Consider the following 12,630-nt stretch of genomic DNA (forward strand, 5'->3'; position numbering starts at 1 on the left):
GGGCGCTGTGGACGGAACACGACAGGGCGGCGGCCGCCATGGCCGCCGCCCTGTCGCGCGGGCGGGTGTCCGGGAGCGGCTATGCCGCCAGCTTCGCCAGTGCCGCGTCGATGCGGGCCAGCGTCTTCTCCTTGCCGAGGACCTCGAGGGACTCGAAGAGCGGCAGGCCGACCGTGCGGCCGGTGACGGCGACGCGGACCGGGGCCTGGGCCTTGCCGAGCTTGAGGCCGTGCGCCTCGCCCGCGGCCAGGACGGCCTCCTTCAGGGACTCCGGGGACGTCCAGTCGGCCGTCTCCAGCTTCTCGCGGGCCGTGCGCAGCATCGCGTCCGAGCCCTCCTTCATCGCCTTCGTCCAGGACGCCTCGTCGAAGACCGGCTCCGGCAGGAACAGGAAGTCGACGTTCTCCGTGACCTCGGACAGGACCTTGACGCGGGTCTGTGCGTGCGGGGCGATCGCCTGCCACTGCGCCTCGTCGAAGTCCTCGGGCGCCCAGGGGGCGAACGGGGCCCTCAGCCACGGCCGGCAGCGCTCGGCGAAGTCCTTCACGTCCAGCAGCCGGATGTGGTCCGCGTTGACCGCCTCGGCCTTCTTGAGATCGAAGCGGGCGGGGTTCGGGTTCACGTCCGCGATGTCGAAGGCGGCGACCATCTCGTCGATCGAGAAGATGTCCCGGTCCGCCGCGAGCGACCAGCCCAGCAGCGAGAGGTAGTTGAGCAGGCCCTCGGGCAGGAAGCCGCGCTCGCGGTAGAGGTTCAGCGACGACTCAGGGTCACGCTTGGACAGCTTCTTGTTGCCCTCGCCCATCACATACGGCAGGTGGCCGAAGGCGGGCACGAACTTCGCGACGCCCAGCTCGATCAGCGCCTTGTAGAGGGCGACCTGCCGGGGGGTGGAGGAGAGCAGGTCCTCGCCGCGCAGGACGTGGGTGATCTCCATCAGGGCGTCGTCCACCGGGTTCACGAGCGTGTACAGGGGCGCGCCGTTGGCTCGTACGATCCCGTAGTCCGGCACGTTCTCCGGCGTGAAGGTCAGCTCGCCGCGGACCAGGTCCGTGAAGGTGATCGTCTCGTCGGGCATGCGGAAGCGGACGATCGGGGTACGGCCCTCGGACTCGTACGTCGCCACCTGCTCGGCGGTCAACTCACGGCAGTGCCCGTCGTACCCGGACGGCCTCCCGGCGGCGCGGGCCGCGTCACGGCGGGTGTCCAGCTCCTCGGTGGTGCAGTAGCAGCGGTAGGCGTACCCGCCGTCCAGGAGCTTTTGGGCGACGTCCTTGTAGAGGTCCATCCGCTGGGACTGCCGGTACGGCGCGTGGGGGCCGCCGACCTCCGGGCCCTCGTCCCAGTCGAAGCCCAGCCAGCGCAGCGAGTCCAGGAGCTGGACGTAGGACTCCTCCGAGTCACGGGCGGGGTCCGTGTCCTCGATGCGGAAGACGAACGTGCCGCCGGTGTGGTGGGCGTAGGCCCAGTTGAACAGGGCGGTGCGGACCAGGCCCACGTGCGGGTTGCCGGTCGGGGACGGACAGAAACGGACGCGGACGTTCGCGTTAGCCACGCTTGATCACCTTGTTGGTGAGAGTGCCGATGCCTTCGATGGTGACGGCGACCTCGTCGCCGACGTTGAGGGGGCCGACCCCCGCGGGGGTGCCCGTGAGGATCACGTCGCCGGGGAGCAGCGTCATGGCCTCGGTGATGTTGACGATCAGATCCTCGACCGAGTGGATCATCTCGCTCGTACGGCCGAGCTGGCGCTGTGCGCCGTTGACCGTGAGCTGGATGGTGAGATCGCCCGGGTCGAGGTCGGTCTCCACCCAGGGCCCGAGGGGGCAGGAGGTGTCGAAGCCCTTGGCCCGGGCCCACTGCTTCTCGCGCCGCTGGACGTCGCGCGCCGTGACGTCGTTCGCGCAGGTGTAGCCGAGGATCACGTCCTTGACGCGCTCGCGCGGCACCTCACGGCACAGGCGGCCGATCACCACGGCCAGCTCCGCCTCGTGGTGCAGTTCCTGGGAGAAGGAGGGGTAAGCGATCCCGTCGCCGGAGCCGATCACCGAGGTGGACGGCTTGAAGAAGGCGAACGGGGCCTCGGGCACCTCGTTGCCCAGCTCCTTGGCGTGCTCCGCGTAGTTGCGGCCGAAGGCCACGACCTTGTTGGGGAGCACGGGCGGCAGCAGCCTGACCTTGCTCAGCGGCACCTTCGTGCCGGAGAGCTCGAAGTCCGCGAACGGGATGCCCTTGATGATGTCGAGGACGAGCTCGTCCGGCTTGTCGCCCTCGACCGCGCCGAAGGCGACGTTCCCGTCGATGGAGAACCTGGCGATGCGCACGGGATGCTTGCGCCCCTTAACTGAGCTGGCTGGAGTCTGACGCTCCAGGCTAACGCGGCCGGGGGCGGCGACCCTGCGCACGACGACGGGCTCGGCCTGCACCGCCTGGCGGCGCGGGCTTCCGGGGCACTCCTGATCGCCGGCTTCCGGCAGCCTTGATCGCCGGATTCCCGGGGACGCCGGTCGTCGGCTCGGGCGATGCCGGCGCCGGACCCGCGCCACCCGTACACGTGGCTTTGAGCGGTCGGCGCCCGGCGCGCGTATTACTTCGCGGCGGAGGCCTGGACCGGGACCTCCATGAGAACGGTGCGCTTGGGATTGGCGGTCTGGGTGGGAAGGTCGACGGAGTGTTCCGGAGTCGCCGGGGTGCCCAGCTCGTCGGCGTCGGCGAGGTGCGCCAGCGTCGTGCGCTGCGGGTTGGCTATCGTGCGGAACATCATCGTGGTCTTCACTGTTGTCGTTGACCTTGTCGTGACGGGCGCCGGGCGGATCGCCGCCGGGGCGCGGGTTGTCGGATTCGCCATCCCTGTAAAGCGTCAGGCTAAACATGCAATTCCCGCGTGAAGCCGTGAAGAGGCCGTGATCCCCGTGTGAGTTTGCTCACTGTCCCGTAGACAAAAGACCCAATTCAGACTGCCTATGCGTCGCGGCAAAACGGACATTGCTTCATTGAAGCCTGCATTCCGCTCCTGATCATGGCGACTGGGACACCTGGCGCCCCTTAATAACTCGTCCGCATACGCCCGTTATGTATGAGATCTATTTCTACGGCATGTGATGTGTCCCTCACAAGGTGTCACGGTGGTCACAGCCTGACCCGTTGGCCTTGTTGGAGATCCGGCACTGTGCTGGAATTCCACGGACCGCCGCGGGATCGCATCGGCGCGCAAGGGGCGCAACGCAGCGCCGAGCTGCGGCGGGGAGGGGGAGCCAGCGCCGGTCACTCACGACCACCCGAGGGGCGTATTCAGGGCGCCCCTCACAACGCCGACACCGCCTCGCCGCTCACGCGGAGGGGCGCCTGGTCCAGAGGTTGCGACGCTAGTGCAGGGACGTTTCAAGAGGGATGGCAGCGCTTCGGCCGAGCCGGAGCCGCACGGCGGGACCGACCGCGGTTCCTCGCCCCAGCACGCCCAGAACCAGGGACCGGCTCCGTCCGGTACCGGTGCCGGGCGCCCCGGCGCGCCCGGGAACCCGGCGGCACCGACTCCCCCGGCACCGCCCAAGAACACTCCGCCGGCCGACCCCGGCCCCCGCGTGGCGCTGCGCAACTGGCGCATCTCGACGCGTCTGGTGTCGCTGCTCGCGCTCCCCGTGGTCGCCGCCACCTCGCTCGGTGCCCTGCGTATCAGCGACAACATGGACCAGATCCAGCAGCTGGACAACATGAAGCTGCTGACGGACATGACCAAGCAGGCGACCCAGCTGGCCGCCGCGCTCCAGGAGGAGCGCGACCAGTCCGCCGGTCCGCTCGCACACGGCGCCCCGGCCACCGACTACACGGTCAAGGGCGCACGCGACAAGACCAACCTCGCCCGCTCCTCCTTCCTGGAGGGCACCCAGGAGATCGGTGACGCCTCCGACAACGGCCAGCTCTCCGGTGTCCGCGACAGCGTCGTCGGTATCGCGAGCGAGCTGAACAACCTCAGCGCCATCCGGGCCGGCGCCTACAAGGACGCGCAGAACTCCACACAGACGGTCGAGGCCTACCACCGTCTGATCAGCCAGCTGCTCAGCCTCTCCCAGGACATGGCGGAGGCCACCAGCAACCCGGAGATGATCCAGCGCACCCGCGCCCTGGCGGCCTTCTCCACCGCCAAGGAGTACGCCTCCATGCAGCGCGCGGTGGTCGCGGCCGCCCTGCCCGCGAACATCGACAGCTTCGGCAAGCTCTCCGAGAACGACCGCCAGTACGCCCTGTCGGCCCTGGAGAGCCAGGACTCCGAGCTGGACAGCTTCCGCAGCATCTACGGCGACGGCGCCGAGGACCTGACGAAGCCGATCGACCAGGGCAGCCCGACGATCGAGGCCGCCGACCAGTACGCCAGCCGCGTCCTGAAGAGCGCGTCCGGCATGCGCAACCAGGACAAGCGCTCGTACAAGGACTGGGTCGACGCCGACTCGACCAAGATCGAGCAGATGAAGAAGATCGAGGGCACGCTCCTCGAGCAGATGGAGCAGAAGGCCCGCGAGCTGAAGAGCGCCTCGCAGCGCGAGGCGATCATCTCCGGTGCGCTGATCCTGCTCGTCCTCGGTGTGTCGCTCGTCGGTGCCTTCGTCGTGGCCCGCTCCATGATCCGCTCGCTGCGCCGGCTCCAGGAGACCGCGACCAAGGTCGCCCAGGACCGTCTGCCCGAGCTGGTCAAGCAGCTGTCCGAGTCCGACCCGCAGGACGTCGACACGTCCGTGCAGTCGGTCGGTGTGCACTCTCGGGACGAGATCGGCCAGGTGGCCGCGGCCTTCGACGACGTGCACCGCGAGGCGGTCCGCCTCGCCGCCGAGCAGGCCCTTCTGCGGGGCAACGTCAACGCGATGTTCACCAACCTCTCGCGCCGCTCCCAGGGTCTGATCCAGCGCCAGCTGTCGCTGATCTCCGAACTGGAGTCCCGCGAGGCCGACCCGGACCAGCTGTCCTCGCTGTTCAAGCTCGACCACCTCGCGACGCGTATGCGCCGTAACGGTGAGAACCTCCTCGTCCTCGCCGGTGAGGAGCCCGGCCGTCGCTGGACCCGCCCGGTCCCGCTGGTCGACGTGCTCCGCGCCGCCGCGTCCGAGGTGGAGCAGTACGAGCGCATCGAGCTGGCCGCCGTGCCGACCACCGAAGTGGCCGGCCGCGTGGTCAACGACCTCGTGCACCTCCTCGCCGAGCTGCTCGAGAACGCCACCTCCTTCTCCTCGCCGCAGACCAAGGTCAAGGTCACCGGTCACGCGCTGCCCGACGGCCGCGTCCTGATCGAGATCCACGACACGGGTATCGGTCTGTCGCCCGAGGACCTCGCCCAGATCAACGAGCGGCTCGCCTCGCCGCCCACCGTGGACGTGTCGGTCTCCCGGCGCATGGGTCTGTTCGTGGTCGGTCGTCTGTCGCAGCGCCACGGCATCCGTATCCAGCTGCGACCGTCCGACTCCGGCGGTACGACGGCGCTGGTCATGCTCCCGGTCGACGTCGCCCAGGGCGGCAAGAAGCCCGCTCCGGGCACGCCCTCCACGGGCGGTCCGGCCGCGGCGCAGGCCGCCGCCGGCGCGGCCGCGGCCCGTCGCCAGGCTCAGCAGAGCGGTTCGTCCTTCGGCACCGCATCGTCCGGCGGCTCCGGACTGGGCGCCGCCCCGCAGCGCGGGCAGGTGGGCCCCGGACAGGGCGCCCGTGCAGCGCTTCCCGGCACCGCCCCCGGCGGACCGCAGGGCCGGCCCGCCCCCTCGGGCGCCGGCGCCTTCGGGCAAAGCGGTCGGCAGGCACCCCAGAACCCCCAGTCGTTCCAGGACTCCGGCTCCCGCCAGGGAGGCTTCGGCGACGGCGGCTCCGGGATGCGCGCGGCCGGCTTCGGCGATGGTGCTTCGCAGCAGGCGCAGCAGAAGCAAGAGCCCCAGCAGAAGCAGCCCAAGGAACGCGGTGCGCGGCGCCGTCCGCAGCTGCCCGGGCGTGGCGGTGCACGGGCCGAGCTGCCCGGTGGCAGCCAGCAGCGCACTCCGAGCTGGAGCGACGAGAACGCGCAGCCGTCGGTGCCGCGCGCCTCGCTGGACGCCCCTCGTGGCCACGAGGAGCCGGACGCCCTGTCCGCGACCTCCCCCATGCCGCGCATCGACGACCGCCAGGGACCCGGTGCCGTCTCCGAGTTCCCGCGACCGGACGGCAACACGCCGCACCCCGGGACGGGTGCACAGCAGGGCGGCGGCCAGTTCGTCCGCCCGGACGTCTACGGCAGCGCGAACCAGGGTGGTGCGACGGGCCAGTTCCCGTCCGCGGGCCACGGTCAGGGCACGGGCCAGTTCCCGGCGCCGGGCCGCACGCAGGACACCGGACAGTTCCCGGGTCCCGGCCGCGCCCAGGACCCGGCGGCCGCCGGCCAGTTCCCCGCCCAGGGCTATGACGCCTCCGGCACCGGCCAGTTCCCCGCACCGGGGTACGGAAACCGCCAGGACCCCTCCACCACCGGCCAGTTCGAGCGGCCGCAGACGGCGGGCGACGGCTACGGCGCTTCCCTGCCGCCGGCCCAGCAGCGCCCGCAGCAGCAGCCTCCGCGCCGTCAGGAGCCCGAAGCGCTACCGCCGGCGTCGGGCCCCGGCGACGGGCGTACGCCGCTGTACGACACGCTCGAGACCAACTGGTTCCGCGGCGGACAGGGGCAGCAGCAGAGCAACGGTTCCGCGCCGCAGGCTGCCCCGCAGCAGCAGGCCCCCGCGGCACCTCAGCGTCCGGCCGCCACCTCGGCCTGGCGCACCTCGCCCAACGACGAGCTCGTCCGACAGGCCGAGCGCGTGCGGCAGCCGGCCGCGGGTGGCATCACCACCTCCGGCCTGCCGCGCCGGGTCCCGCGCGCGAACCTCGTGCCGGGTACGGCCCAGCAGCAACAGCACCAAACCGGTCCGCAGGTCTCGCGTGCGCCCGATGACGTACGCGGCCGGCTGACCAACCTTCGACGGGGCATCGCTCAGGGTCGTCAGGCCGGTACCGGCCAGACCGGCAGCTTCCCCAGCCCCACTCACCAGCAGGAGCGTTAGTTGAGCCCGATGAGCCAGGCGGCACAGAACCTCAACTGGTTGATCACCAACTTCGTGGACAACACCCCCGGGGTGTCCCACACCGTCGTCGTGTCCGCCGACGGACTCCTTCTGGCGATGTCCGAAGGCTTCCCCCGCGATCGCGCCGACCAGCTGGCGGCCGTCGCGTCCGGTCTGACCTCGCTGACCGCGGGTGCCTCCCGCATCTTCGAGGGCGGGAACGTGGCGCAGACGGTCGTCGAGATGGAACGCGGATTTCTCTTCCTGATGTCCGTCTCCGACGGCTCGTCGCTCGCCGTACTCGCCCACCCGGAGTGCGACATCGGCCTCGTCGGCTACGAGATGGCGCTCCTGGTGGACCGCGCGGGCGCGGTCCTCACGCCCGACCTGCGCGCCGAGCTCCAGGGCAGTCTGCTCCACTGATAGGTCCCGGTACCACCCGCCTCACCAAATCACCGTCCGGCCGCCACAATCCCCCCACCGGCCCCGTCAGACGGCACGACTGACCGACTTGCTGTCCCGTCCGGAGGATTCATGACCCCGCCCACCGCCCATCATGATCCGTACGCCGAGCCGTACGGGGACGAGGGCGACCAGCCGCTGGTACGTCCGTACGCGATGACCGGCGGCCGGACCCGGCCGCGCTATCAGCTCGCCATCGAGGCGCTGATCAGCACGACGGCCGACCCGGCCCAGCTGATGGGACTGCTGCCGGAGCACCAGCGGATCTGCCACCTGTGCCGCGAGGTGAAGTCGGTGGCCGAGGTGTCGGCACTCCTCGCCATGCCGCTCGGTGTGGCACGGATTCTCGTCGCGGACCTCGCGGAGGCCGGTCTCGTCGCGATCCACCAGCCTGGTGGCGACGAGAACAACGGCGGCGCGCCGGACGTGACACTGCTCGAAAGGGTGCTCAGTGGACTTCGCAAGCTCTGACGGAGGGCGGGCAACCACCTCCGCGAAGATCGTCGTGGCGGGCGGCTTCGGCGTGGGCAAGACCACGTTCGTCGGTGCCGTCTCCGAGATCAACCCGCTGCGCACGGAGGCCGTCATGACGTCTGCTTCGGCGGGCATCGACGACCTCACCCACACCGGGGACAAGACCACCACCACGGTGGCCATGGACTTCGGCCGCATCACCCTGGACCAGGACCTGATCCTGTACCTCTTCGGTACGCCGGGCCAGGACCGCTTCTGGTTCATGTGGGACGACCTGGTCCGCGGCGCCATCGGCGCCATCGTCCTGGTCGACACCCGCCGCCTCGCCGACTGCTTCCCGGCCGTCGACTACTTCGAGAACTCGGGCCTGCCCTTCGTCGTCGCCCTCAACGGCTTCGAAGGGCACCAGCCCTACGCGCCCGACGAGGTGCGCGAGGCACTCCAGATCGGCCCGGACACCCCGATCATCACGACGGACGCCCGCCACCGCGCGGACGCCAAGAGTGCCCTGATCACCCTGGTCGAACATGCCCTCATGGCACGTCTGCGGTAGATCAAGTCGTCGGTGACATACGGCAGTTGCCGTACATATGCGGGAGCCGGCTGTGGCGTTTGACACGGTCGGCTCCGCTGTTCATAACGTTTCGACAGAGAAATTCGGTGGTATCGCCACGCGTCGCGGTCGGTCGGTGTCACTGCGCTCACAAAGGCCCCGCCTTTTGGCGGGGCTCGCTCTTTATGACCGTTTTATCTGCAGCTTACAGCGGGTCGAATCCTCACTTCCGAGTGTTTGGAATCGCGCAGGTTGACGTGCTGGAATGCCTGAACTGCCCAATAGTCAAGGACGTACAGGTCGGAGACAGGGCTCCGGAGACACCGCGGCACGACGTAGGTGCCGTCGCCGAGAGGTTGTTGGTCGAGTGAGGCGAAGCAAGAGCAGCCCCGAGCCGTCGGCACGGGGCAACTTCACCCCGCCGCCGCGCGGAGCGGCGCCCGCACAAGTGCCCGGCCCGGAGCCGACGGCTGTCCCGCCCGGCGGCAGCCGCTTCTCCCCGCGCAACTGGCGCGTGCCGACAAGGCTGAACGCGATCCTGCTCATACCCGTGCTGGTCGGCCTCGTCATGGGCGGCTTCCAGGTGAAGAGCTCGATCGACACCTGGCAGAACGCCGAGGACGCCGAGAACGTGGCACTGATGGTGCGCGCGGCCGAACAGTACGGCCAGGCCCTCCTCGACGAGCGCGACCTGGGCGCCCCCGACCTGCTGACCGGCCAGGGCGAGACCGCCGACGTCAAGAAACTCCGGGCCGCCACGGACGCGGCCAAGGCGAATTTCGACAAGGCCGCGCAGAACATGCCGCATACGGCGTCCCTGGAGCGCCGCCTGAGCCTGTTCCGCTCCAACGAGACCAAACTCGACGGCCTGCGCAAGGCCGCGTACACCGAGGCGATGGACCCGGTGAAGACCGAGGAGGGCTACGTCGCCGTCCAGCACGGTCTGATGGAGTTCGCCAACGAGCTCAGCCTCGGCACGGGCAACGTCACCAGCTACGGCCGTACCGTCTACGCCATCTCCCTTGCCAAGGCCGCCGCCTCACTCCAGCGCTCCATCGGCACGCACCTGCTGCTGCGCCCGAGCGCCAAGCAGACCGTGGCCCAGCAGCAGCGGGTCTCCCTGGTCTCCTACCGCTACCTCGAGGGCATCGCGGTCAACGAGTTCGTCTCCGGCGCCACCCAGGCCGACGTCGACCGTCTCGACGCGGTCATGGCCGGCCAGCGTAGGGCCGTCGGTGACAAGGGCGCCGCGGTCGACGCCGGCCAGAGCTCCTCCACACAGGGCGGCGCCTACTCCGCCATGCCCGCCGCCGACCGCATGGTCCAGGGCATCGCCTCCGGCCTCTTCACCCCCCAGCAGCTCGCCGCCAAGGGCGTGACCGTCAAGACCTGGATGGGCGCCTCCACGGCGAAGTACCAGGGCTACAACACGGTCGAGACCGAGCTCGTGAACAAGGCGGTGGCCGACGCCCAGGGCATTGCCGACAACGCCAAGCGGGACGCCCTGGTCACCGGTGGCATCGTGGTCGTGGCCCTGCTCGCCGCGTTCATCCTGGCCGGCATGGTCGCCCGCCAGATGAGCCGCTCGATGCGCCAGCTGCGCAACGCCGCCTTCGGCATCGCCGAGCAGCGCCTTCCGATGCTGGTCGACCAGCTCTCCCGCACCGACCCCGGCCGGGTCGACACCCGGGTCGCCCCGATCCCGATCACCAGCAAGGACGAGATCGGCGAGGTCGCCCGCGCCTTCGACCAGGTCCACCGCGAGGCCGTCCGGCTCGCCGCCGAGCAGGCTCTGCTGCGGGGCAACATCAACGCGATCTTCACGAACCTCTCGCGCCGCAACCAGTCGCTGATCGAGGGCCAGCTGACCCTGATCACCGACCTGGAGAACAACGAGGCCGACCCGGACCAGCTGGAGAACCTCTTCCGCCTGGACCACCTGGCGACCCGTATGCGCCGCAACGGCGAGAACCTCCTGGTCCTCGCCGGCGAGGAGCCCGGCCGCCGCTGGGACCAGCCCGTCCCGCTGGTCGACGTGCTCCGCGCCGCCTCCTCCGAGGTGGAGCAGTACGAGCGCATCGAGCTGTCCGGCGTCCCGGAGGCCGAGATCCACGGCCGCGCCGTGACCGACCTCGTGCACCTGCTCGCCGAGCTGCTGGAGAACGCCACGACGTTCTCCTCGCCGCAGACCAAGGTTCGGGTCACCGCCACCCGCCTGCCCGACGGCCGGATCATGGTCGAGATCCACGACAAGGGCATCGGCCTGACCGCCGAGGACTTCGCGGACATCAACCACAAGCTGGCCAACCCGCCGACCGTGGACGCCGCGATCTCGCAGCGCATGGGTCTGTTCGTGGTCGGCCGGCTGTCCGACCGCCACGGCATCCGGGTGCAGCTGCGTCCCTCCGGCGAGCAGGCCGGCACCACCTCGCTGGTCATGCTGCCCGACGCCATCACCCACGGCGGTGGCGGCGAGCAGGCGCTGCAGCGCGACGAGTTCACGGTGCCGCAGATCATCCCCGAGCAGCAGTTCCATGGTGAGGACTTCGGGTCGCCACAGCCGATGCTGACGGCCGCGGAGCTGGGCTTCGACGACAGCCGCTACACCGAGGTCCCGGACGACATCCGCGGGCTGGACCCCGTCGGCCGCTCGCTGATGCGCGAGGAGCGCCGTGCGGCTCTGGAGGCCCAGGCCCACGGCCCCGGCAGGCCGCAGGAGCAGTACGAGGCGCCCGAGGCGTACCGGGAGGGCCCGGGGACGCCGGCCGCCTACGACAACGGGCAGCAGGCGTACGACAACGGGCAGCAGGCGTACGACGACGGGCAGCAGGCGTACGACGACGGTCGGCACGCGTACGGAGACCAGCAGTCCTCGTACGACCAGCAGACGGCGTACGAGGAGCCCCAGCAGCCTGCGTACGAGGAGCAGTACTTCTCGCCGAACGGCGGCCTGCCGCAGAGCGATGGCTTCTCGTCCGGCGGCGGCTACCCCGAGCCCGGCTATGCGGAGCCGGTTCAGGAGAACCACTCGGCGGGCCAGGCCACCGCCTCGGAGACGTTCTCGGCCTTCAGCGAGTCGCCCTACCAGGACGACTGGCCCAAGCGGGACGACTACCAGAACGGCTACCGCGCCGATTACGCTCCGGAAACGGAATCCACGCAGGCCGCTGACGTGAGTGAGCGGGACCGCGTAGGCTTCGACCGTCCGGAACCGACCCCCTCCGCCGGTCACCAGCTGACCGACGCCGGACTGCCCCGCCGCGGCTCCACCGCGAACGGCAGCGTCGGCCGGCCGGGGCCCGTGGCGCAGGATCCGCCGGCGGCCGCGGGCACGGGCGACGACTGGCGCTCCGCGAACGACCAGCGGTGGCAGCAGGCAGCGCAGCTCCGGAAGCCCAAAGCGGGCGGGGTCACCTCCTCCGGACTGCCTCGCCGGGTACCCAAGGCGAACCTGATGGAGGGCGCCGCGGAAACCACCCCGCAGGGAGGCCCACAGGTCTCCCGTGCCCCGGAGGACGTCCGGGGCAGGCTGAGCAACCTGCGTCGAGGCGTCCAACGCGGACGCAGCGCAGGCAGTGAAACGAACGGCCAGGGCTTCGGTCCTGACAGCACCTACAACCAGGAGCGTTAGTGTGAGCCCGATGAGCCAGGCGGCACAGAACCTGAACTGGTTGATCACCAACTTCGTGGACAACACCCCGGGGGTGTCCCACACGGTGGTGGTCTCCGCCGACGGACTCCTTCTGGCGATGTCCGAAGGCTTCCCGCGTGATCGAGCCGACCAGCTGGCGGCCGTCGCGTCCGGTCTGACCTCGCTGACCGCGGGTGCCTCCCGCATCTTCGAGGGCGGCAGTGTGAACCAGACGGTTGTGGAGATGGAGCGAGGATTCCTCTTCATCATGTCCATCTCCGATGGTTCCTCGCTCGCGGTTCTCGCACACCCGGAGGCGGACATCGGCCTCATTGGGTACGAGATGGCGCTTCTGGTGGACCGTGCCGGTACGGTCCTGACTCCGGACCTTCGTGCGGAGCTTCAGGGAAGCCTTCTCAACTAACAGACCAACCGTGTGTCTTGGCGACCCGGCACCGTAAGGTTTC

Annotated in this window: 9 protein-coding genes; 6 read left to right on the forward strand and 3 right to left on the reverse strand. The window is 70.0% G+C overall.

Annotated features, from left to right (window positions below):
• Positions 1–79: 79 nt before the first annotated feature.
• From gltX to ABZ876_RS20740, 3 genes are all read right to left on the reverse strand, one after another.
• A complete protein-coding gene (gene gltX / locus ABZ876_RS20730; protein WP_361782911.1) occupies positions 80–1,555 on the reverse strand; it encodes a glutamate--tRNA ligase in 1,476 nt (491 codons plus the stop codon).
• Complete coding sequence (locus tag ABZ876_RS20735) at positions 1,548–2,324, reverse strand: fumarylacetoacetate hydrolase family protein (protein WP_361782914.1); 777 nt, start codon at positions 2,322–2,324, stop codon at positions 1,548–1,550. The genes gltX and ABZ876_RS20735 overlap by 8 nt, the downstream gene beginning before the upstream one ends.
• 263 nt (positions 2,325–2,587) lie before the next feature.
• Entirely contained in the window at positions 2,588–2,776 is a 189-nt protein-coding gene (locus tag ABZ876_RS20740) for a hypothetical protein (protein ID WP_361782917.1), read from the reverse strand.
• A gap of 592 nt (positions 2,777–3,368) precedes the next feature.
• On the opposite strand from ABZ876_RS20740, the gene ABZ876_RS20745 reads away from it, so the two are divergent.
• From ABZ876_RS20745 to ABZ876_RS20770, 6 genes are all read left to right on the forward strand, one after another.
• Positions 3,369–7,043 (forward strand): nitrate- and nitrite sensing domain-containing protein, encoded by a 3,675-nt coding sequence (locus ABZ876_RS20745; RefSeq protein WP_361782920.1) that lies wholly within the window; start codon positions 3,369–3,371, stop codon positions 7,041–7,043.
• A gap of 9 nt (positions 7,044–7,052) precedes the next feature.
• On the forward strand, positions 7,053–7,466 hold the full coding sequence (locus tag ABZ876_RS20750; RefSeq protein ID WP_003973453.1) for a roadblock/LC7 domain-containing protein: 414 nt from the start codon (positions 7,053–7,055) through the stop codon (positions 7,464–7,466).
• Between the two features lie 111 nt (positions 7,467–7,577).
• Positions 7,578–7,976 (forward strand): DUF742 domain-containing protein, encoded by a 399-nt coding sequence (locus tag ABZ876_RS20755; RefSeq protein ID WP_055493544.1) that lies wholly within the window; start codon positions 7,578–7,580, stop codon positions 7,974–7,976.
• On the forward strand, positions 7,957–8,532 hold the full coding sequence (locus tag ABZ876_RS20760; protein ID WP_361782924.1) for an ATP/GTP-binding protein: 576 nt from the start codon (positions 7,957–7,959) through the stop codon (positions 8,530–8,532). The genes ABZ876_RS20755 and ABZ876_RS20760 overlap by 20 nt, the downstream gene beginning before the upstream one ends.
• A gap of 367 nt (positions 8,533–8,899) precedes the next feature.
• Complete coding sequence (locus ABZ876_RS20765; RefSeq protein WP_361782927.1) at positions 8,900–12,163, forward strand: nitrate- and nitrite sensing domain-containing protein; 3,264 nt, start codon at positions 8,900–8,902, stop codon at positions 12,161–12,163.
• A gap of 10 nt (positions 12,164–12,173) precedes the next feature.
• On the forward strand, positions 12,174–12,587 hold the full coding sequence (locus ABZ876_RS20770; protein ID WP_004983065.1) for a roadblock/LC7 domain-containing protein: 414 nt from the start codon (positions 12,174–12,176) through the stop codon (positions 12,585–12,587).
• Positions 12,588–12,630 lie beyond the last annotated feature (43 nt).

Origin of the sequence: Streptomyces sp. NPDC046931, from assembly GCF_040644655.1 — a bacterium.
GTDB lineage: Bacteria > Actinomycetota > Actinomycetes > Streptomycetales > Streptomycetaceae > Streptomyces.

Bases quoted from the DNA above. Each gene is read 5' to 3' on its own strand.
- ABZ876_RS20750 (WP_003973453.1), top strand. From the start codon at position 7,053: ATGAGCCAGGCGGCACAGAACCTCAACTGGTTGATCACCAACTTCGTG.
- ABZ876_RS20755 (WP_055493544.1), top strand. From the start codon at position 7,578: ATGACCCCGCCCACCGCCCATCATGATCCGTACGCCGAGCCGTACGGG.
- ABZ876_RS20770 (WP_004983065.1), top strand. From the start codon at position 12,174: ATGAGCCAGGCGGCACAGAACCTGAACTGGTTGATCACCAACTTCGTG.